The organism is Desulfosporosinus hippei DSM 8344, assembly GCF_900100785.1.
Lineage (GTDB): Bacteria > Bacillota > Desulfitobacteriia > Desulfitobacteriales > Desulfitobacteriaceae > Desulfosporosinus > Desulfosporosinus hippei.
Genome location: NZ_FNCP01000024.1, coordinates 40,510 through 62,253, shown reverse-complemented (window position 1 = coordinate 62,253; position 21,744 = coordinate 40,510). Strand labels below are relative to the sequence as shown.

19 protein-coding genes are annotated in these 21,744 nt (G+C 44.7%); 3 read left to right on the top strand and 16 right to left on the bottom strand.

All coding sequences use genetic code 11. The features are described 5' to 3' along the window. Positions 1 to 12 precede the first annotated feature (12 nt). The 3 genes from BLS16_RS17740 (at position 13) to BLS16_RS17730 (ending at position 3,265) form a co-directional block, all read left to right on the top strand. Complete coding sequence (locus tag BLS16_RS17740; protein WP_092334996.1) at positions 13 to 351, top strand: P-II family nitrogen regulator; 339 nt, start codon at positions 13 to 15, stop codon at positions 349 to 351. A 287-nt stretch (positions 352 to 638) separates the two neighbouring features. Further along, positions 639 to 2,573, top strand: coding sequence for a cell wall-binding repeat-containing protein (locus tag BLS16_RS17735; protein ID WP_092334995.1), 1,935 nt, complete (start codon positions 639 to 641; stop codon positions 2,571 to 2,573). A 410-nt stretch (positions 2,574 to 2,983) separates the two neighbouring features. Further along, positions 2,984 to 3,265, top strand: a complete 282-nt coding sequence (locus tag BLS16_RS17730) for a DUF5658 family protein (RefSeq protein ID WP_176786223.1) — start codon at positions 2,984 to 2,986, stop codon at positions 3,263 to 3,265. Here the strand turns inward: BLS16_RS17730 and BLS16_RS17725 are convergent. The 16 genes from BLS16_RS17725 to BLS16_RS17645 form a co-directional block, all read right to left on the bottom strand. After that, a complete protein-coding gene (locus tag BLS16_RS17725) occupies positions 3,255 to 3,857 on the bottom strand; it encodes a hypothetical protein (RefSeq protein WP_092334993.1) in 603 nt (200 codons plus the stop codon). The two genes, BLS16_RS17730 and BLS16_RS17725, sit on opposite strands and share 11 nt — an antisense overlap. A gap of 756 nt (positions 3,858 to 4,613) precedes the next feature. Then, positions 4,614 to 5,480 carry a chemotaxis protein CheV gene (locus BLS16_RS17715; protein ID WP_092334991.1) on the bottom strand — a complete coding sequence of 289 codons (867 nt, stop codon included), beginning with the start codon at positions 5,478 to 5,480 and terminating at the stop codon, positions 4,614 to 4,616. A 162-nt stretch (positions 5,481 to 5,642) separates the two neighbouring features. Next, a complete protein-coding gene (locus BLS16_RS17710) occupies positions 5,643 to 6,050 on the bottom strand; it encodes a nucleotidyltransferase substrate binding protein (protein ID WP_092334990.1) in 408 nt (135 codons plus the stop codon). Next, a complete protein-coding gene (locus BLS16_RS17705; RefSeq protein WP_092334989.1) occupies positions 6,022 to 6,336 on the bottom strand; it encodes a nucleotidyltransferase family protein in 315 nt (104 codons plus the stop codon). Before BLS16_RS17705 ends, BLS16_RS17710 begins: the two co-directional genes overlap by 29 nt. Before the next feature lie 304 nt (positions 6,337 to 6,640). Further along, positions 6,641 to 7,336, bottom strand: a complete 696-nt coding sequence (locus tag BLS16_RS17700; RefSeq protein ID WP_092334988.1) for a FadR/GntR family transcriptional regulator — start codon at positions 7,334 to 7,336, stop codon at positions 6,641 to 6,643. 21 nt (positions 7,337 to 7,357) lie between these two features. Then, complete coding sequence (locus BLS16_RS17695) at positions 7,358 to 8,425, bottom strand: LUD domain-containing protein (RefSeq protein ID WP_092334987.1); 1,068 nt, start codon at positions 8,423 to 8,425, stop codon at positions 7,358 to 7,360. Continuing rightward, on the bottom strand, positions 8,422 to 10,590 hold the full coding sequence (locus BLS16_RS17690) for an LUD domain-containing protein (RefSeq protein WP_092334986.1): 2,169 nt from the start codon (positions 10,588 to 10,590) through the stop codon (positions 8,422 to 8,424). Before BLS16_RS17690 ends, BLS16_RS17695 begins: the two co-directional genes overlap by 4 nt. Before the next feature lie 113 nt (positions 10,591 to 10,703). Next, positions 10,704 to 11,420, bottom strand: coding sequence for an ABC transporter ATP-binding protein (locus tag BLS16_RS17685; RefSeq protein ID WP_092334985.1), 717 nt, complete (start codon positions 11,418 to 11,420; stop codon positions 10,704 to 10,706). Between the two features lie 3 nt (positions 11,421 to 11,423). Next, entirely contained in the window at positions 11,424 to 12,185 is a 762-nt protein-coding gene (locus BLS16_RS17680; protein ID WP_092334984.1) for an ABC transporter ATP-binding protein, read from the bottom strand. Then, on the bottom strand, positions 12,182 to 13,123 hold the full coding sequence (locus BLS16_RS17675) for a branched-chain amino acid ABC transporter permease (protein WP_092334983.1): 942 nt from the start codon (positions 13,121 to 13,123) through the stop codon (positions 12,182 to 12,184). Before BLS16_RS17675 ends, BLS16_RS17680 begins: the two co-directional genes overlap by 4 nt. Continuing rightward, positions 13,124 to 14,002 (bottom strand): branched-chain amino acid ABC transporter permease, encoded by an 879-nt coding sequence (locus BLS16_RS17670; protein ID WP_092334982.1) that lies wholly within the window; start codon positions 14,000 to 14,002, stop codon positions 13,124 to 13,126. 19 nt (positions 14,003 to 14,021) lie between these two features. Further along, a complete protein-coding gene (locus BLS16_RS17665) occupies positions 14,022 to 15,188 on the bottom strand; it encodes an ABC transporter substrate-binding protein (RefSeq protein WP_092334981.1) in 1,167 nt (388 codons plus the stop codon). 172 nt (positions 15,189 to 15,360) lie between these two features. Beyond that, the gene (locus BLS16_RS17660) at positions 15,361 to 16,146 is read right to left on the bottom strand and encodes a Fic family protein (RefSeq protein ID WP_092335020.1); all 786 of its coding nucleotides are present in this window, start codon (positions 16,144 to 16,146) and stop codon (positions 15,361 to 15,363) included. A 342-nt stretch (positions 16,147 to 16,488) separates the two neighbouring features. Beyond that, entirely contained in the window at positions 16,489 to 16,593 is a 105-nt protein-coding gene (locus BLS16_RS17655; protein ID WP_092334980.1) for a methionine/alanine import family NSS transporter small subunit, read from the bottom strand. Between the two features lie 986 nt (positions 16,594 to 17,579). Continuing rightward, positions 17,580 to 19,097: a sodium-dependent transporter gene (locus tag BLS16_RS17650; RefSeq protein ID WP_092334979.1), complete on the bottom strand. Its 1,518-nt coding sequence runs from the start codon at positions 19,095 to 19,097 to the stop codon at positions 17,580 to 17,582. A 601-nt stretch (positions 19,098 to 19,698) separates the two neighbouring features. Next, the gene (locus tag BLS16_RS17645; RefSeq protein ID WP_092334978.1) at positions 19,699 to 21,696 is read right to left on the bottom strand and encodes a methyl-accepting chemotaxis protein; all 1,998 of its coding nucleotides are present in this window, start codon (positions 21,694 to 21,696) and stop codon (positions 19,699 to 19,701) included. Positions 21,697 to 21,744 lie beyond the last annotated feature (48 nt).

Below are 21,744 nucleotides of genomic sequence, written 5' to 3'. Positions count from 1 at the left end.
AAGGTATTGTCTATGAAAAAAATTGAATGTATTGTTCGTCCCCAGAAACTTGAAGCCATCCAGACTTCCATCCGCAGGTTCGGAATTAGAGGGATAACCATCACCAACGTACTGGGGTGTGGTCTACAAAAAGGACGAACCGAGGTTTACCGTGGCTATACCATAACGAATAACTTTTTTCTGAGAACAAAGATCGAGATCGTGGTTACTGATGATCTGGTCAATCAGATCGTCGAAGTAATCAGCAAAGAGTCCTACACCGGGGAAATCGGTGATGGTAAAGTTTTTATTTCCAATGTTGAGAGTACCTTAAGAATCCTATCCGGAGATTCCGGAAAATACGCAATTTGATAAGGCACAAAAGAGAGGGCGTCTGCGGACGCCCTTTGTTATTTCTCTAAGACATCATGTATTCGCTCTAGGGCACCCTGTTCTTCAAGCTAAGTAGAATTGAGACACTGCCTTCTGTAAAGAGAACATCTTCACGATGAACCTCGCTCTCTCTTTACTCATAGATCTGCACACAGACAACTCGCTTTTTCCTCCCTTACGACAATGAATTAATCAAATGCTAAGATTAAAGGGAGGATTTAGTCATTATTTAGAGAATTACTTAAGAAAAGGAGGACTAGCATTTCATGATGAGAAAACTACGAAAGTTTCACTTTCTGAATCCTACAAAGAAAAACTTCATACTATCCCTTTTCCTTATTAGCCTATTTGTGTTCACCTGTCCGCTAATAGCCAGCGCATCCGCGTACACAGTACGAATTGCCGGCTATGATAAATATCAGACCGCCGCTGCCATCAGTCAACAAGGTTGGCCCAATGGGGCTGATGCTGCCATTTTGGCCTACGGAGAGGACTATCCGGATGCCTTAAGCGCCGGACCCTTAGCTCACAAGTATAACGCGCCCATACTATTGACAGATTCTTATACCCTAAACAGTGACACGGCGGCTGAGTTAAAACGTCTGAAAGTAAAGAAAATCTATATAATCGGAGGCCAAGCAGTTATCTCCAACGAAGTCCAAAAACAGCTTACTGCCATGAAAATTCCCACTGAACGTCTTGCCGGTCAGGATCGCTATGAAACTTCACTGCTCGTTGCTCAAGCAGTTGGCTTAAGCAAGGGAGCCTTCGTCACAACCGGTATGAATTATCCTGATGCTTTATCCATCGGACCCATTGCCGCCGCCAATGAAATGCCCATCCTCCTGGTACCGCCAACTGAGCTCACCCCCACTCAAAAAGATTTTTTATCGAAAAACAAAATCTCTACCGCTATAATTGTCGCAGGCTATTATGACCTTAGTGACAATGTGCTCAACCAGTTTCCTGAATACGAACTAATCTCCGGTTATGACGCCTATGATCGAAATATTAAACTGATCAAACGATTTTCCGGTGATCTGAATTTAGACACAGCCTATGTCTCAACAGGCGGAGGCTTTTCCGATGGCTTAGCCGCCTCTGCCTTAGCTCAAAAAGAAAAGAACCCTATCATTCTCCTGCAGGGCAATACAATTCCCTACACCACCCTTCCCTTTATCCAGTCCAGGCTAATCTCGAAATTTTTCATTTTAGGCGGCACAAGTGTTATCAGCAGTTCAACAGAATCTACCCTGGCGGAACTTCCTGCTGAAATTGAGTCAGTAGCAGACGTTACCGACAGTATTATCGAGCAGCAAAAATACGACCCACCGAAGACCGTTACAGCAACTAAGTCGGACGGATCCACCGAAGAAGTCCCGGTAACCTGGACCCTTTCCTCTGTGCAAACCTTAAAGTCAGGAACCTACCGATTCGAAGGCCGGGTAAAAAACTACAGTGACAGCGTCTTTTTGAAATTGACGATCTACCCAAAGGCTTCTAAAGCCGAAAACATTTCTGCAGAAATCATCCTGGGAGAATCCTATGATTTCCCGGAAACTGTCGAAGTAGCCATGAGCGACGGCAGCTCAGAAACCTATCCGGTGACTTGGAACACTAAGATTGTTCCCTTGAACAAAGCAGGCAGCTACTCCTTTCAGGGAACCATTGAGGGCCTAACTCAGAAAATAACTCTTACTCTTAAGGTCTCGGAAGATGCCAAAATTACTTTTACCGACCCGGAATTGCATTCAGCCGTAAGACGCAAGTTACACAAGAGCAGCTCTGAATCAATCTATAAAAGTGATGTTTTGGATATCACATCCTTAAACTTCCGCAATGATGACATTACGGATCTAACCGGGTTAGAGTATTTTGTTAACTTAAAAACCCTGGATGTCGGCAATAATCAACTGACTAAAATTGCTGCTCTTGGGAAGCTGAAAAACCTTAGAACTTTGAAGCTTAATGATAATGGCCTTAAGGATGTCAGTGCTCTAAAAACCTTAACCTCCCTGACCTATCTGGATATATCTGATAACTATATTACAAACTTCACATCCCTGAAAGGTCTGACCCAATTGACTACTCTTTACTTAGATGATAATGAACCCTTCGATGATGTAGATGGATATACCCCTGATTACAGCCCAATCCGAGCTTATTATGATAATCTGGATAAGAAGGATTTTAGTCTCTAGAGTATAGAGACTGAAACAACTGGCTAATAAGGCAACCCAACCTACGCCACAGAGCAAGTTTTGCAAGGGGTTCAAATTTGATCTAAATTAAAGTACTAAGAGAGAAGCTGCATTAACATGTAGGACTTCTCTCTTAGTTTTTTGATTTATCATTAATTACTTCTTATCTCCAGAGACTATCACAGCCCCATTATGTACATTCTTTGAATGCAACATAATGGGGCTATTTGCGTTAAATTTTACATAATTTTCTAGAGGCCTACATATGCTGAAACAGCTAGACAAAACCCTAAAGCCGAAAGGAGTGCATAGGTCTGTCTGCTTCAGAATATCCCGCCTCAAAATCCTTGCAAGGCTCTCAATCAAATCTAAAGCCTCTTGAAAGTCGAATCATTACATCAACGCTAGTTTTGCTGATTTTAAATATCATTGATGTAGAACTAACTCTATGGGGTATTAAGCTTCACCTAATCACCGAAGGGAATCCCTTTATGCAGCCGCTTATTGAGATGAACCCCAACTACCTTCGAAGCTTTAAACTGTTGTTGCCCATTATCTTAGGGGGAGCTTGTTGGTGGACAAAGGACAAGTCCCGCCGGTTGATTATCTATGGAATGGGCCTAAGCATAACAGTCTATTCCTTCATCATGCTGCTTCATGCTCATTGGATCTACAAATTAATCATTCAATAGTAACCGAACTCTTAACTTGCTTCTCCACATTATTCTGGGTTACATAATTGATTTCCAGCTCAAGCCTTTGCCCCTTCATAAACTTAAAAGTATCCCGACCACTTTCACTTTCCAGTTCAGAAAGGTACAAGTCAAAATCCGCTACCCCCTCAACGGTAAACCCATTGTCAGCTTGAGGTAAGATTACCTTACCACTGTTATCTAAAACTGCTAATAAATATCCATTGATCGGAAGATTCTTATTGTAAATCCAGCCCCATTTCAAAGACTTACCAAATTCTGAATACCTGATCCAGATAGATTTTACCCCGGCCTGTGTCCCAAAGGGAACCGTTATATGAAAGTGTCCATCAGGTTTCGTATCAACCTTTACCTCATTAGGACTTAAGACATCCTGATCGACTCCGATCCATTTAAAGGAGACAGCCGTCAATTGTAAGGGATCACTGATCGGAGTTTGGGAGGCTGGTACTTCAGACTCTGATGGTGGAGTTTCAGAATTAGCAGTTGTTGGAGTTTCAGATTTTGAACCACTACATCCTACCAGAGAAAAGGTCATCAGTATCACGAAAAGTATCTTTAAGATTTTCATTAGCTCACCTCAACTCATTAGGTAAATCTTCATATAAGGGTTCTGCTCTGAAAAACCCATCCTGACAGGGGACGGTTCTGTCGGGCTCTGGAGGGAGCGCTTTTTAGCTGTGTTAACCCGTGCGAAGACAGTGCTGCAAGAAGGTTTAATCCGTGCGAAGACAGTGTCTTCGTCGGTCTGCACGCGTCTGCGAGTTCCGCCGCTGGCTCGCTGGACGGTTCGCGAGCGCGTCCGAACCTCTGGGTTTTTCTGCATGTGAACCGTCGGCGCTCGCCTCAGCGCGGCTTCACTGACGCATCCGCTTAGCAGACAAGCGCTCCTTCAGCCAGTTTGTTGGGAGTGGAAGCAAAACTTTGGGATTCTGAGGTAAGGCTTCGCAGAATCTTTAGCGTGTTAGGAAGACAATACTAGTTTTTCATCCTCTGATGGTGCCGCCTTAGTAACTGCATGAGGGTCTACTCTACTCTGCCCCCTCAAAACACGCTTAAGAATAATAGACCCGAAAGACAGGGCGGCTTCGATCCACAGGAGTGAACCCATTGCATGGAGAGGCGGTAAAGCCCGCAAAGTTGACCTGGGGAAGCGCAGCCACGGTTCACCTCAGGTATTACCCTGAGGTTTGGCGAAGCTCCCAGGTCAACGCGTGGGCCAGCCTCGGAGTGCTGGGTGAACGGATGTGGACGAAGCCGCCTGACCCTAATGACGTATTTCATCCAACCCATAAGGCATCGGGATACCCGATGCCTTTATTCATCCCTATCTTAAATTGATCACCAGCTCCACAAGCTTTTCAATTTCCGGCTTAGTAATTTGAGCATCTGCACCAACACTCAAACCCTTATGGGCTAACCCTTCACTGGCAATTGAGGAGAATAAAATAACAGGAATATTCTTCAATTTGGGATTAGTTTTTATCTGCTTGGTTAGAGTCAAACCATCCATCACAGGCATTTCAATATCCGTAATTACACAGTATATTTCATCGACAGAACTCTGTTCCAGAAAATCAAGGGCATCCTGCCCATTGCCGAATTTCTCCACGGTTGCCCCGGCTTTTACCAAGGATTCATTAACCACCTTCAACAAGAATGTGGAATCCTCAGCCACTACAAGTTTTTTCCCTTCTAAACCTTTTACTGCCCTTGATTCCTTTAGGGCTAGGGAAGGGTCGATATCTGAAAGAATCTTTTCAAAATCCAACATTAAAATAATATCATCATTTACTTTGACAATTCCGGTTATTGGAGTTTCGTTCTGACTGAGGAGAATTGAGGAAGGGGTCTCTATGTCCTTCCAGGAAAGTCGTTTGATTCCACTGACGGAACTTACTTCCACGGCAAAATCACTGTTATTAATATTTATCAGGATTAAGAGTCTCTCCTTCGGTTGCTTGGGACAGTCTTGCTTAAGAGTTTTAATTAAGTCCAAGACAGGGATGACTCGCCCCCTGTAGTTAATGACACCGCTAATATTTCCATTGGAATTTGGCACCTCAGTCACCGGTTGGTATGTAAGAATACATTCAACCTTAGCCACATTTACCCCTAACGTACTGCTTCCAACTTTAAAAATCACGATCTCTAACTCATTAATACCGCTTTCTAAAAGAATATCCTGCTTCAAATAAACTCCCCCTTAATATCCGCAACGTCCGACAATCTTCGATTTATTATGTAACTATTCTACCATATTCAGAGTGGAAAGAAAGATCTTTTTTTCTGAACATTAATCCTAAAAACTTAATCCAAAACTCAATAATCCTAAAGGGCATCTCTAGAATTATTGTTATCGTATATCATTGGCAAACCTTATTTTGATTCTCTCAAGCAAATTTTCAAGTTCGATAAGATATTTGTGCTGTATATTGTCGCATATCTCAATTGCTATCTGTTCATTGTAAATATGGGCCGTTGAATTCCTGTCATTTAGCATTGCCAGCCACAATTCATCGTCTTTAATCAGTTCTGCAGTAAAAGCTTCTCGTAATACGCTTTTCGGAGAATTCAAGCCCCTTAACCCTTCATCTTCAAATATTGCTTTTAGCGTCTTCCAGGCCAGCTCAAAGGTAAACTCAAAGCGTCTGATTACTCCATCTCTTAATAGATCGTTGGAATTATCGTATTTTCCTATTCCCTCTTTCAACCTATTAAGTGCATTAGTAAAGTTATGGAGTTTTGTCGCCGGCTCGCTCATATAGAGTTACACCTTCTTTCAAAATATTATCCATTATTTTAGGTTCAACGCCTTGATTAATAATTAGGGTATCTATTTTTAACAGCGTGTTAAGCTCCTCAAGGTCACTGATCATATGCCCTCTGCTATTAAGCCCCGGCAACGGAAAAATAGCCAAATCTATATCGCTTGTAGGCTTATGATCACCTCTGGCTCTCGAACCAAAAAGAACAATTCTTTCAATAGGATAAAGTTGTCCGATTTCCCTAATACTCTGAACTATCCTTTCATCTAAATTATTAACCACTTGTGGGCCTCCTCTTTAAGGTGTAATGTCCTTAACTCTTTGACCAGCAATTTTCGGTTACCTTGGATCAGCTAATTGTTAACCTATTTTAGCATGTACTATAAAGTCTATCCAGATGAAGCCTTTTAAGATAATTACAGAATATTATATACCCTTGGCAAGACGCATCTTAATATGAAATTCAGTAACTCCTGACTTGCGTCCTAAATGAATCAGTATGAAGCAGAATGATCAGTGATCAGGGGACGGTCCTATTGACACATAATGTGTCAATAGGACCGTCCCCCTAACACGCCCTAACACGCTAGCGCTCGCTTCTTGACTCTTCCAGGTGTTTTCTCATTAGACTCCTGGCTTGATCCTCGTCATGCCTGGCAATGGCTTCATAAATAGAGATATGCTCTTGAATCGTATAGAGTCCCCCAATATCGTGACTAAAACGCAGGGGGCCGGCCTTTTTAATAAGTTCTAAGATGTGAACGACAAAAGTCTGCAATAAACGATTCATCATGGAGTTCTGAGAAGCTTGGGCAACCAGATAGTGAAAGCGCATATCTGCTTTAACATAGGCATCCAGATCTCTCCAGGAAGACTGCATTTCACGCAGAATATTAGCGATCCGCCCTAGGTCTGCTTCAGAGGCTCGGGCAGCGGCTAAGCCCGCACATTCGACCTCCAGGGTAATTCGGGTTTCCCAAAGTTCATCAATTTGGGTCTGCTCAGCGGAGAGGGCTAACGCCAAAGGACTAATAACCTCACTTAACTGAGGATTACGGATGAAGGTGCCTTCCCCCGGCTTAATCTCAACCCAGCCTAAGAACTCCATGGTTCTCAAGGCTTCTCGCAAGGTCGTCCGGCTAACCCCCAGCTCAACAGCCATTTCTCTCTCACCCATCAGTCGATCCCCGGGCTGCAGCTTACCATCGATAATCATATTATTGATTTGCTTTAAAACCTCTTGATAGGTGCGCTGAGGTTTGATAATCTTCTCAAACTGCATTGTAACCTCCCCTAGAGCCCGTTAAACCTTAATACCCGCAGGACAATTATTATTGCACAACGAGCAATCTCCACAATCCTCAGTTTTAGTTTTAGTGTTAGCTTTAGTTTCAGTACTGCCGCTTAGGCTTGAACTAGGATCCAAGGGTTTGGCTCCCTTCATAAACGCCGCCAGGACTTTTGCCCTTTTCCCGGTATAATAATAACCCTTCTCTAATCCATCGACTAGATATTGGGGACAATCCACGAGACATCCTCCGCAGTGCAGGCATTTGAGGGCATCCAACTGCTTACTTTTAGAGGCTTCCAGCCGCCCATTATCCAGCAGAATTACATAGACTTCTTTAGGCCCGTGCATCCCCTGCACCATTCTAAACTCGATATCCGCCGTTCTGCTGGGACCGCTGATAAAGGATATATACTTCAGAATATCTTTTCCCATCCCATAGACACTAATCCCCCGACAAACTGCTAAAGCATCTTCCAGAGAAGGGACAATCTTATCCATTCCCGCTACCACAATATGATTATAGGGGAGATTCGAAGTGAAGCGCACATTTCCTTCACTTTCTAAGAGGGCTATGGTTCCATTTTGTTCAACAATCGCTTCGGCACCGGTAATTCCAAACTGGAGATGGGCTGCCTTCTGTTTAATCTCTTCTTTAGTCCGTGCTACCCATTCTTTATCCGTAATCGGCGTATTGATACTGGCAATCCAAGGGTGAAGGTCGGTCTGAGTCCCGGCAGCTCTCTCCCCCAGGTCAGTCTCCAAAACCTCAACACTCTTCGATTTTAAATAATCTCTTAAACGGATTTCACTGAAAACAGGGTTTTTACTCATAGCCACATTCTGATTACCCGCCAGGATTTTCAGAATCTGCTCCTGAGCTTCTGCCGCGTTCTTAGCAATCATCACATGGCAACCCTTACCTTTGAGTGAAGAGATTGCCAAATTCACATGTTCCTTAAGGTTATTCGCTACCCCACTTTTGATGTCCTGCACCTGGCCAGCCAATTTTGGATATTCCAGGAGCAGGGTGTCTCGACGGGAACGAATTTTCGTTAAGATTGTTTGGGCTTTAGTACTCATTTGCTCTTCCTCCCATAGGCTCGGCTTAGAATTTGAACCACATGAGAAACTTTTTGCTTCATGTCGTGCTGAGCCACCCCATCTCGGAAATGAACCATACAGCCCGGACAACTGGTCGCCAGGGTAGTGGCCTGAGTGTCTGTGACATTTTTCAGTTTCCCTTCATTAATCCGCTGGGAGAGTTCATAGAAGCTTAAGCTAAAGGAACCGCCAAACCCACAACAGGCATCCGCATCCTGCATTTCTACGTATTTCAGCCCGGGAATTTTCTGGAGAATTTCCCTGGGTTCTTTTTTCACACCCATACTACGGGCCAAATGACAAGGATCATGATAGGTCACAGTTTCCGTGACTTTTTGTTTTGGCAGCTTCAATTTAATATCCTTACTTAGGAATTCATTAATATCTTTAGCCTTCTCAGCAAGTTTTTTAATCTTTTCCTGCAGTTCAGGGGAAGCATCGGCAAACAACTTAGGATACTCTTCTTTGAAGGCTACAGCACAACTGGGACAGACAAAGACTAGGGCGTCCATCTCCAAGCCACTATAGTTTTCAATATTTTTCAAGGCCATGGATTTGGCATGTTCTAAATCCCCGCTGACAATACTGGGAATTCCACAACACACATCCTCTTTAGCCAGCTTCACCTCAACCCGGTTTTCTCCCAAAACGTGGAGCAGGGCTTCACCTAGGTCAGTCTCCGTGTAGTTTACAACACACCCGGGGTAGAAACCGACTTTCTTCACCGGCTTAGCCACTGATTTAGGCTGAGCAATCTCCGCAAAGGATTTACCGGAGAACTTGGGAATCACCCGCTCTTGGGGCAGCCCGAAGGAATTGAAGGTCAACCGGGAGGTGGTCCCCTTCTCCGAATCTTTCAAAGCCAATTTTCCAAAGGTTGTCGCCAATTTACTGACCATGGGCAAAGTCTTCGGTTTAGTTAACATGGAGAAGACCAAATCCTTCTTCCAGCCTACCCCTTTCTTAGCCACAGCATTTTGGCGAAGTTTCCAGAGCATTTCCGGGGTTGCCATCTGTACAGGGCAAGCCGTATGACACTTCTGACAGCCGATACAGAGGGATAGTCCATTTTCTTCGGATTTGCCTAGGTCACCGTGAAAAGCGGCAAAGACCAGGCCCCGTCCGCCCAGATACTTATACCCGTACTTGCCGCCCACTTCCTGATAGACAGGACAAAAGTTAAGGCAGCTGCCGCAATTAATGCAATAAAGGGATTCTTTAAAGCCTACCTTAATTGCGTCCTGACGGCCATTTTTCAATAAAACAATATGCACTTCCTGGGGGCCCTGCCCCTGAGAAAACTCCTCCAGATCAGGATCCAAGGATTCACTGACTCCCGAGATCACGGAAACATAGGTGCCAATGTCCTGACCCACGCCATAAACTGCTGCAGCCCGGACAACTTGCAGAGCATCTTCCAGGGTCGGGACGATTTTCTCCACCCCGGCGATGACAATATGCACTTTAGGCATCATGGAAACCGCCCGAATATTCCCCTCATTCTCAGTGACGAAGACACTCCCCGTGTCTGCTGAAATAGCATTGGCCCCGGAGATCCCCACATCCGCTTTGACCAGAAAATCCCGCAGACCCTTGCGGGCGGAAACCACCAGGGCCTCAGGAGTACATTCCAACTCTTTGCCCTCTTCTTCAGAAAAGAGCTTGGTGATTTTCTCGATGGGGATATGAATAGCCGGAGCCAGAGAGTGACTGGCTTCACTTTTGGCCAGTTGGTTAATTCTGTCTCCCAGATCCGTCTCCACGACAGTTACCCCCAGGTCCTCCAGGTAATGGGAAATATTGATTTCCTTCCCGGCATTAGACTTGGACTTAACCACCAAACCCTCGTTAGGAATAAGACCGGCAATATACCTCTGGGCATCCTCGGAAGTTTCCGCCAGATAGACCTTACACCCTTTAGCTTCTAAGGAATGTTTGGCTTTAGCGATGACTTCATCTAGGTGATCAATACTGTATTCCTTAATCCGGCGCAAACGATTGGAAAGCTCCGGATAATTAGGAACCATTTTTAACATAGCCGGGCGAATGGCATCAAAAGCCCGAAATCTCCCTTTGCGGGACTCCATGTCCCGGAGTCCTTCGGTAACCTTGGTTTTGACAATTTTATGGGTTTGATCTCCCACTGGTATACATCTCCCTCTACGGTTTACTGGTCGGACCGATAAGCTTAGTTAATAACCCTCCCAGAGAATAATCCCCTCTCCTCCCAATAAAAGAGGGGCTTTTTAGTCTAAGTTTAAACTCCTGCCTTGGCACCGCCCAAATAAGCTTCCATAACCCGTGGATTCTTGGCAACCTCATCTGCTTTGCCATGGAGCACAATTTTTCCCGTTTCCAAAACATAGGCATAGTTAGCAATCTTCAAGGCTTGACGAACGTTCTGCTCAACGAGAAGGATAGTGGTTCCTTCCTGATTAATTTCCCGAATGACATTAAAGATATCTGCCACAACCAGCGGAGCCAGGCCCATCGAAGGTTCATCCAGCAAGAGAAGCTTAGGTCTGGCCATGAGAGCCCGGCCGATAGCCAGCATTTGCTGTTGCCCTCCGGAAAGAGTTCCTCCCAACTGTTGTTTCCGTTCCTCCAGAATGGGAAAACGCTTAAAGACCTTCTCAAAATCCTTCTGAACCTCTTTATCTTTCCTCTGATAGGCTCCCATTTCTAAATTTTCAAGAACCGTCATTCCCGCTAAAATATTGCGCCCCTCGGGAACTAAGGACATTCCTAAATTAACAATTTTATGTGGAGCAAGACCTCGAATCTCCTGACCCAAAAACTTAATCTCACCGGCCTGAGGCTTGAGAAGCCCAACCAGAGATTTCATCGTAGTTGTCTTCCCAGCCCCATTGGCTCCGATCAAGGAAACAATCGAACCTTCGGGAACATCAATATCTATCCCTTTGATGGCTTGAATACTACCATAACTTGTGGACAAACCGCTAATATTCAGCATCTCTTAGTCCTCCTCCCGGCCCAAATAGGCTTCAATGACCAATGGGTTTTGCTGAATCTCTGCCGGAGTGCCTTCAGCAATCTTTTGTCCAAAATTGATCACCATCAGGCGATCACAAACGTTCATCACCAGGTTCATATCATGTTCAATCAGGATCACCGTCTTGCCCATGGTTTGGATTTTCTTAATTAGATGACGCAAGTCTTCAGTTTCACTCTCATTCATCCCCGCCGCCGGCTCATCAAGAAGAATTAGCTCCGGTTCAGTGGCCAGTGCCCTGGCAATCTCCAACCGACGCTGCTGTCCATAGGGCAAGGAGCTGGCAGGAGAATCAATGTCCTCCTCAATTCCCACTAACTTCAGGAGTTCTTGGGCCCGTTCCCTGGTCTTCTTCTCTTCTTTGCGTTGAGCAGGCGTGTGCCATAACCCTCTCCAGACCCCGGACTTGGTTCGGCAATGAGCCCCGACCATGACATTTTCCAAAGGACTCAAATGACCAAAAAGACGGATATTCTGAAAGGTTCGAGCTAAGCCCAGTTCAGTAACCTTATAGGGGCGCAAGCCCAAGATGTTTTTCTCTTTATAAGTGATACTTCCCTCAGTCGGAGGGAAAATCCCGGTGATCAGGTTAAAGAGGGTGGTCTTACCTGCTCCATTGGGGCCGATAATTCCCACGATTTCCCCCTCATTGACTTTAAAGCTGACATTGCTTAAGGCCGCCAAGCCGCCAAAGCTTTTACTCACTTGGTCAAGGACTAATTTCATTGCTTACTCCCCCTTCCAAGCTTACCCTTCCAATAACGAACCGTCTCCTCACTGATCAGACCCTGAGGCCGAAAGGCCATCATCGTTACTAAAAGAGCTCCATAAATCATCAGCCGATAATTAGAGGCGGAACGCAATACTTCAGGGAGCAAGGTCAGGATTAAGGCTCCAACGATAGGGCCAATAACCAGGTCACTCCCGCCCAAGACGGCGTAAAGCAGAATTTCAACTGTACGGTGGTAAGCAAAGTCTTTAGGCCCGATGAAAAAGGTCAAATGAGCAGATAATCCACCGGCAATCCCGGCAATCAGGGCTCCTAAGGCAAAGGCCAGCAGCTTGTAGTAGGTGGTATTAATCCCCATGGCTTCCGCCGCCGACTCATCGGCTTTAATAGCAGCAAAGGCCCGACCGACTCTGGAGCGATTAAGTCTGATACAGAAGAAAATCAGAAAGGCCAGAACCAGGAGTAAAATAACCAGCACCAGCAAGGTACTTACTTGCTGAGCGGAAAATCCTCCGAACTTGGACATACCGAAAGAAGACAAGATTTTACCGATCTTGGTCCCCAGAGTGGGGATTCCGGAGATCCCTAAGGCTCCATTGGTTATTTTTAAATTCAAGACAATAACCCGGACAACCTCGCCAAAACCCAAAGTGGCAATGGCCAGATAAATCCCCGTCAGCCGCAAAGCCGGAAAACCAATAATTATCGAAATGAAACTGGCGGCAACGCCACCGAGTGGAATAGCCAAATAAACGGGCAGACCGGCTTTAACGGTCAAAATAGCACATGTATAAGCTCCAATACTCATAAAACCGGCATTACCCAAAGACAATTGACCGGTGGATAAAGTCAAATAAATGCTTACGCCTAAAATTGCATTGACCATGACAAAAACAGCAATTTGCAAATAATATTGATTTAGTAAAATAGCCATCTAAAAACGTCCCCCTTGTCGTTTGCCAAAAAGTCCTTGAGGACGAATAAACAGAATGAGAATAATCATGCCGAAGGCCACTGCATCTCGATAGGAAGATGCTCCGTAAGCCACGGTGAAAACTTCCGCGATGCCTAAAATCAGACCGCCGAGCATGGCACCGGTGATATTCCCCATACCACCCAGGATCAGAACAGCCAGACCCTTCAGACCCATGGATAAGCCCATGGTGGGTTCCACCGCATTAAAGGATAGTCCTACCAATACCCCCGCAACCCCTCCTAAGCCTGAAGCCAAGGCAACGGTTAAAAAGATAATTCGGTTAGTGTTGATACCCAGCAGATTGGCTGTCTCAATATTCTCAGCCGTGGTTCGAATAGCTTTGCCTACCCGAGTTTTGGCCAGCCAGAAACGGAGAATAAACATCAAACCAAAGGATATGCCCAGAATAATAATTTGCACCAGGGTAATCCGGATGGGACCCAGCTCAAATTGAACTGTGGCTAATTCCGTAGGAAAGGCTTGGGATTGAGGCCCGAAGAGATTCAAGGCCAGACTTTCCAGAAAGATTGATACCCCAATGGTACTAATCAAAGGTGCCAGGTGGGAAACAGCCCTGCGTCTCAAAGGACGCAAGGCCAGCATTTCCATTAAACAACCCAGCAACGCACTGGCCAACATAGCTCCCGCCATGGCCACGAAAATATTAACTTTTAGATAAGTCACCAGGTACAACCCGACAAAAGCTCCGATCATAAATATTTCTCCATGAGCCATATTGATGATGTTCAGAACTCCCATAATCAGGGTGTATCCTAAAGCGACCAGTGAGTAGGTACTACCCAGAGTCAAGCCATTGACCAATTGTTGCCAGAACAAAAACCTTCACTCCCAATAATTATTTGAGTTCCGTAAACTGTCCATCCTTAATAATCAAAACAGTAGCACTCATAACCGGTTCACGTTTTTCATCAAAGGCGAACTTTCCGGTTACACCTTGGAAACCTTTAATGGCTGCAATACTATCCCGCAGCTTTTGACGATCTGTGGTGGAGCCGGCTTGCTCCAAAGCACTGGCATAGATATATAAGGCATCATAGGCTTGGGCCGCAAACTGATCAGGCACCTTGTTGTTGTACTTAGCTTTGTAGTCAGCAATAAACTTTTGTACCTTCTCATCTTGCTTACCGGGGAACCAAGGGCTGGCCACGATGGCACCATCAGCAGCAGCTCCGGCAATTTTGATCAGCTCAGGAGAGTTAAAGCCATTCGTTCCCACAAAAGGAACAGTGATCCCGATTTCTCTGGCTTTCTTCAAGACCAGGGAGGCTTCCTGATAGAGGCTGGATACCATAACGGCATCCGGCTTTAAGGAGGCAATCTTCGTCAACTGGGCGGAGTAATCTGTATCTTTATCCGCAAAGGTTTCGGTGGCAACGATTTCGACACCATTCTTCTTAAGCGTGCTCTCAATAGTCTTATATCCGGACACTGCCCAGTCATTATTGTTAGAGTACATGACAGCGACTTTTTTCAAGTTATAAGTAGAGATTGCTTTCTCCACTGCCTGGGGAACTGCTAAGAACTCCGGCAAAGCATTCCGGAAGACGAAATTACCCAGAGCCGGGATCCCTTCTGCCGTGGTTGAGGTTCCCATGATCGGAACTCCTGCTTGATCAGCAATCGGGCCGGCGGCAAACATCTCTCCGCTGAGGGTAGGTCCAATGATACCGACAACATTATCTTTATTGATTAATTTATTAATAGCATTAATGGCTTCCGTCTTGTCTCCCCGGGAATCTTCATAAATCAGATCAACTTTAACTTTGCCTTGAGCGTTAATCTCTTCCTTAGCCAGATCCAAACCCTCTTTAATGGCTTGGCCATAGGCAGCCCCGCCACCGGTCAGATAAGAGATAACCCCAATTTTAGCGGCCTCTCCGCTTTGTGAGCCAGAATTTGCAGCGGGAGCAGCTCCCCCTCCGCAGCCTGCTGTGGTTAACAGCAGTGCACCAATGGTCATACCACTAAACCATTTTATGAGTCCTTTTTTCATTGTAATCATAACACCTTCCTTAAATAATAATGTGTTTTATAATAGATTTAGGTATTCGGCATATTTTATGGAATACCTGCTTAAAAATAAAAAAAATCCGTAAAAATTGTATACTCTGTACAATTATCACGGATGTTGCTTCACTGCTTTACTATATAACCTGTCGGTTACTATATATTCCTTAGATATCGGACAAACCTTTGCGAGGCTGCTTCACACCATTTGCGAGATTCAATGCTTTTTCCCATGTTTTTTCCGTTTCATACTTGAAAAACTTATACAAAGAATCCAGTTCCTCTATTTCATCATACTTCTGAAGGCACTGGTAATACAGACGCTTATCTTCATCATACACGATGAGAGGCGGATGATTATGAATCATGAGATAGTAATTCATCAGTGTTCTGCCAACTCGTCCATTTCCATCGGCGAAAGGATGAATGTACTCAAACCTAGCATGAAGATAAGCCGCAGCTTTTAAAACATCCTTTCCCCTATACTCATTTACTTCTGCAATAAGCTCCAGTAGATCACTTTCCACATTTTCCACAGAAGATCCGACTTCATGAACGCCGGTTACATAATCATGTTTTTTAAATTCTCCCGGACGCTCCTCATTTGTAATATACCTACCCAGGTCATATGTCCCACTAGTAAGAACCTTATGAATCTCCTTAACCAGCTCTAGGCTAGGAGGTTCAAGTTTCGCAATTCTCTCTTTTAAAAATTCATAAGACAACTTTTGGTTTTGTTGTTCAAATAACCCTCGAGGACTCCCCGTAAAGTTTGTAACACTTCCATTTTCAAAGATTTCTCGAGTATCATGATAAGTAATTTCTTCATTCTCTATTTTACCCGAATGGAATGCAAACAGGATGCGGAAGCTGTCCAAGTATTTATCTAAATCAGCGGCAGATACAATTCTGTAAGACTGCCATAGTCCAACCACTCTGCTGTAATTGTCCAAGTTGATCCCCTCTTCATATAATATCTCGCCTTTATTATACCACATTTTGGTAGTAACCATATGATAATCACCTGGAAAATCAGTTCGACAAATTCGGGGAAGTACCAGTCCGAGGGCCGAAAACCTTGTCTAAAGTAAAATGCAATTTTACTTTAGACTAATTTACTTATTCTGTCGATTACACTTCACTTAACCGAAACATTATTAGAGACCCATTAAGAACGAACAAGAATAAAATTTCCCACAATCATAAAAGGTAAGCCTTGGAAATCCAGGCTTACCTTTTATGATTTTTTTATTAATTTAAAATCATTAAATATACTTCGATTTGTCTTGATTACCCTATCTTTGCTTTGAAGCTCTTACAGCATGCCAAATGCTGGCTGCAAGCCCGCCCCAAATTACGATAATTCCGACGCACATCATTACAATAGCACTAGTACTCATATTTATCAGCTCCTTAGTATGGGGGATGGGGTTGCTTGGGTCGCTCGGGTCAGGGCGGCTTCGTCCACATCCTGCAAGAACAGCTAATTCGTGCGACGAAGACACTGTCTTCGCACGGGTTAAACCTTCTTGCAGCAGTGTCTTCGTCACCTCAGCATTCCGAGGCTCGCCCACTCGCTTGGGCGGGAGCTATCTTCAGCGGATAAGTATTCTTTGGAGATAGCCGCTTCAGCGAAAATGTCCACCGGACACTTTCGTGCCAAACCTCAGGGTAATACCTGATGTGAACGCTGGCCATGGATGGCCGAGTGTCCCCGTAGCCCGAAGACATTGTCTTCGCACGAATTAGCCTACTTGCAGGACGGCGAGAGGGGACCCGTGGCTACGCTTCCCCAGGTCAGCTTTGTGGGCTTTACCGCCTCTCCATGCAATGGGTCCACTCCTGTGGATCGAAGCCGCCCTGTCTTACGGGTCTATTATTCTCAAGCGTGTTTCTGGGGCTTTTTTCGGGGTAGCCTGACATCCACTATGCGGCACCAGCAGATGTGAAAACTAAAGACTGTCTTCCTAGCACACTAAAGACTGTGAAGCCTTACGAAAGTCCCCCAAAGTTTGCTTCCACTCCCAACAAACTGGCTGGAGGAGCGCTTTTCTGCAGAGCGGATGCGTCAGTGGAGCCGCGCTAAGGCGAGGGCCGACGGTTCGCGTCCACGTAGCGCGCCGTAGGTTCACATGCGACGGAACACGATGTTCCTAGTGCCGCCATGCGCCACGGACGGCATAGCATGCGGCCAGGAATGCCCGGAGGTTCGGACGCGCTCGCGAACCGTCCAGCGAGCCAGCGACGGAACTCGCAGACGCGTGCAGACCGACGAAGACACTGTCTTCGCACGGATTAAACCTTCTTGCAGCACCGTCTTCGCACGGGTTACACAGCTGACAAGCGCTCCCTCCAGAGCACGACAGAAGAACCGTCCCAGTCAGGATTAGTTTTCAGAGTCCTCTGGCATTTCCAGACCATTTTTCCATTTCAGAGAGGCCAAGATAAAGCCGAAAATAATCGCTGCCACGGCCACTCCCCAACCGGAATAAATTAGAAATGCTGTGGGGTAATCCTCATAGTTGCTTTTTAAGTTATCGATAAGATTTAGGACAAACATGTAGCCTAATACTCCCGGAGTGACTACACCTAGGCAGACTTTCCACCATAAACCGGTGCGTAAGTCTGACGTAAGATTAGCGTGCTCTTGAAACGGCTTTAAGTTCCTTACAACCCAAGAGACAGTAATAACCGAGACAAGACCTGCTAAGGCAATTCCAAAGGTGTTAATAAAGTAGTCCACAGCATCAAGAAAGAACAATCCTCCTTGGGTTGCAAACAAAATTGAAAACAAGGCAGACAAGCCACCACCAACTGTAACCGCCTTTGTCCGTGAAACCTTAAATTTGTCTTGGATCGCAGCAACAAAGGTCTCTACAATAGAAATTAACGATGATAACCCAGCAGAAACTAACGATCCAAAGAATAACACACCAAACAAATCGTTAAAACCCGGGAAGGAGTTTAAGATCTCGGGAAATACCACAAAGGCTAAACCGATACCGGCTGTTGCTACATCTTCAATGGGGAGATTGGCTTGTTTAGCCAAAAATCCTAAGGTAGCAAAAACACCAAAGCCGGCTAAAAGCTCAACGCCGGAATTACTAAAAGCAGCGATAAAGGCATTGTTGTTAATGTCCGCATGCTTCGGCAAATAACTGGAATAAGTTATCATAATTGCAAAGGCAATTGATAAGCTGAAGAAAATTTGCCCATAGGCGGCAACCCAAACTCCCGGAGAAGCGATCTTACTCCAATCCGGTTTAAAGAAGGCTTCGAGGCCAATAGAAGCACCTTCTAAGGTGAGGGCGCGAATAACAATGATTAAAAACATAATAACCAGAGTGGGTATAAAGATGCGATTGGCCTTTTCAATTCCTTGTTTAACACCCTTAAACAAAATTGCTAAGGTAATTACCCATACCAATATTAGCGGAATAAATACTCCGGGAACAACCGATCCCACGGAACCGACTGAGGCGCCATTAACAAGATCCACTCGCCTTAAGTACTCGCCCATTAAGAAGCCACCAGGGTCGTTCCCCCATTGTAACCCTACAGCAAAATATGTATAAGCCATTGCCCAGGCAATAATAACTGCGTAATAGGTAGAAATTATGAAAGCTATGCTTACTTGCCACCAACCGATCCACTCAGTTTTCTTATTCATTCGCGCGAAGGATAAGGGTGCAGAGCCCCGATATTTGTGACCCATGGTAAATTCCATAATCAGCAGCGGGATACCCGCAGTTAACAGCGCAAATAAGTAGGGAATAAAAAATGCGCCTCCACCATTGTCATAAGCTACATAAGGAAAACGCCAAATATTTCCCAGTCCGACAGCGGACCCCACAGCAGCCAAAATAAAACCAGCCCTAGTCCCCCATTGTTCACGGTCTTCCACTATTTTATCACCTTTTCTTTTTATTAGTATTTGTCATACCATTGGATTTTAACCACAAAAAATAAGGCCCCTTCTCCTCGAAACAAGCCTTAAAAGTTGTTCCTACTTATGATCCACTCATCTTAAAATCTTTATCTCTCCTTCCGACAATTCCTTCAATTAGGAGATGTTTCTTTTATTCAGTTCAAGAGTCAACAAGGTAACATTATACCAGTTTTGAGGGATCGCGTCACCTCCATATTCTCCACTGTTGTTAGTTATTCTTAAAAAACTGTGCAGCATCATGCCGATTATGACGAGTGTTATTCCTATAAAAGACCCCGTGTTCGGAAATGCACCCTGCAAAAACACTATTTAGAGCAAAAAAATAGCACCGGGATTAACCAGTGCCTTTCAGAGTGGTATCTATAAAGTTTTTATGCCCTACACAGCGCGTTTAGTGAACTCGTTCAGCTAAAGCTGAACATCGGGACTTCGGTAGGGGATTCTAACCCCACCGAAGTGGAAATCGGAACACCCACTTATAGAAGTGGGACTCTCGGAATTAATCAAAGATAAGAACCGATCCTACTTCTGCGGATGTGTCTAATAGCATCTTTTCCTAGACAGTAAATTTTGCAGCCAATCTAACCAAATGATCCGAACTCTCCTTTGTTACATTAGCCTGCTTTAAGACTTCATCAGAGTTCTCTAAGACAGTAATACTTTTCTGCGCAATATTCGTCGTACCTTCAGCGCCTTGATTGGCAGCGATAGCAATTTCCTCGATGACTTTGGCCATCTCCTGAATTGAAGCGCTAAGCTCTTCTGAGGTGGCACTAAAGTCATTGACAAGCTCATCCACAAACTCAGCATCCTTATAATATTGCTCTCCCGTATCCACCATGATCTGGTAATCCTTCACAACCTGCTTATTAATGAACTCTAGGACATTAGCTGAGCTTGCCGATAAATTTTCTACAGAGGAAACCACTTGCTTCGTGACTACTTGAATCTCATTAACAGCTGTCTTCGAGTTCTCGGCTAATTTTCTTATTTCTTCCGCAACAACCGAAAAACCTCTGCCCGCTTCCCCTGCTCTAGCAGCCTCGATGGCAGCATTCAAAGCAAGCAAGTTGGTCTGGGATGTAATTTGCAAAATCGAATCGGATAGAACATTAATCTGCTCGACTGCTTTTGATTCCGCGATTGCTTTGATCAATTTCTCCTGAGACGATCGGTAGATAGTTTCTGCACTACTCCGGGATAAGATTGCGTTCTGCTTAAGCTCACTGGCTCTTCGGTTGATTTCTCCAGCTGATACTGCTCCCTGTTGTGCTTTTATGGCAATTGAGCTAACGGCATTCTCAATCTCAGCGGCGGTAGCACTCATTTCTTCACTTGAAGCAGCAGTCTCTTGCATGCCGGCGGACAGTTCCTGAGTGGTGGAAGACACTTCTTCAATCTGGCGGGTTAACTCAGTGATAGCTTGTCGAGATGTAATTACTGCGCTTTCAACATTACGGGATTCATTAATTACTTCTTTAACAACTGATCGAACAGACTCCTGCATTGTCTCAATCGCTTTGGCAAGTACCCCTAGCTCATCCTTCCTTGTTATGAGTTCTTTAGGAGACTCATGGGTGAAATCCCCGGCAGCAATCACTCCTAAGTGTTCCGCGGCAACCATGATTGGATTAGAAATAATCCTAGCTACAAAGTAACCCACTCCCAATCCTAGGACTAAAATCAAGACCGATAATATAAGAAGGGAATTACGCATAGTTAGTATTCCAGCCATGACTTCTTCCTTAGGAGCAGCCACCGCCAAGGACCAGCCTAACCCTTCTACCGGCGCAAAACCGAGATCTTTAATCTCCCCATTATATTCATATTCACCAACCCCGGTTTTTCCTTCAGTCATCTGTTGTTCCAGGAGGGCCAAAGCCTCTAGCTTTGGATTCTGCTTCACATTCTCCAGATCATTATCCATATTAATAACAAGTTCCTGGTTACTATGGGCAATCTTCGTCCCTTTCTCATTGATCATAAAAGCTTTGCCTGTCTTGCCAAAGGTAACATCATTAGAAAGTTTGCTTAAATCATTACCATCCTTTAAGGCAGCCAAAACCCCAACGATTGCACCGTCCTTTTTGATAGGAACTGCATAGACAATAATTAAAGATCCGTCATCTTTACTTATAATTGGTTCGGAAATCGCCTTATTTCCGGTTATTGCCCTTTGGAAATAGTCCCTGTCCTTAATACTAAGCTCCTTTCCAGTCGTCATATTTGCAGATCCATTAAGATCAGCAATTAACATGGAGATATAGCCATTTCTTTTTGTCTCTTCGAGAAGAGTTTTACTTTTATCCTCCCAAGGGTTACTGACATCCTTAATCCGATCTTGATTAGCGAGAACTTCTAGACTCCCCAGCAAAGCATTCATCCTTTCGGAAACAACCTTCGCTCCTTGACCCGCAACCTGGGGAAGAGTTTCATTGACTTGAGTTGTCAAAGCCTTAGCTGCAGTAATGTATGAAGCAAGTCCCAAAGTTATAGAAACCGCCAATAAAAGAACCCCTATATAAACCATCATTTTTATCTTTATACTTTTCATAACTAGATTAGCTCCCCTCACTATGTTCATGTTCAAGATGCTCTTTTG

Coding starts and splice junctions, on each gene's coding strand:
- BLS16_RS17700 (WP_092334988.1), bottom strand. CDS start 7,336: ATGCAGTTTGAGAAGATTATCAAACCTCAGCGCACCTATCAAGAGGTT.
- BLS16_RS17675 (WP_092334983.1), bottom strand. CDS start 13,123: ATGGCTATTTTACTAAATCAATATTATTTGCAAATTGCTGTTTTTGTC.
- BLS16_RS17680 (WP_092334984.1), bottom strand. CDS start 12,185: ATGAAATTAGTCCTTGACCAAGTGAGTAAAAGCTTTGGCGGCTTGGCG.
- BLS16_RS17695 (WP_092334987.1), bottom strand. CDS start 8,425: ATGAGTACTAAAGCCCAAACAATCTTAACGAAAATTCGTTCCCGTCGA.
- BLS16_RS17725 (WP_092334993.1), bottom strand. CDS start 3,857: ATGAAAATCTTAAAGATACTTTTCGTGATACTGATGACCTTTTCTCTG.
- BLS16_RS17740 (WP_092334996.1), top strand. CDS start 13: ATGAAAAAAATTGAATGTATTGTTCGTCCCCAGAAACTTGAAGCCATC.
- BLS16_RS17685 (WP_092334985.1), bottom strand. CDS start 11,420: ATGCTGAATATTAGCGGTTTGTCCACAAGTTATGGTAGTATTCAAGCC.
- BLS16_RS17645 (WP_092334978.1), bottom strand. CDS start 21,696: ATGAAAAGTATAAAGATAAAAATGATGGTTTATATAGGGGTTCTTTTA.
- BLS16_RS17735 (WP_092334995.1), top strand. CDS start 639: ATGATGAGAAAACTACGAAAGTTTCACTTTCTGAATCCTACAAAGAAA.
- BLS16_RS17710 (WP_092334990.1), bottom strand. CDS start 6,050: ATGAGCGAGCCGGCGACAAAACTCCATAACTTTACTAATGCACTTAAT.
- BLS16_RS17655 (WP_092334980.1), bottom strand. CDS start 16,593: ATGAGTACTAGTGCTATTGTAATGATGTGCGTCGGAATTATCGTAATT.
- BLS16_RS17665 (WP_092334981.1), bottom strand. CDS start 15,188: ATGATTACAATGAAAAAAGGACTCATAAAATGGTTTAGTGGTATGACC.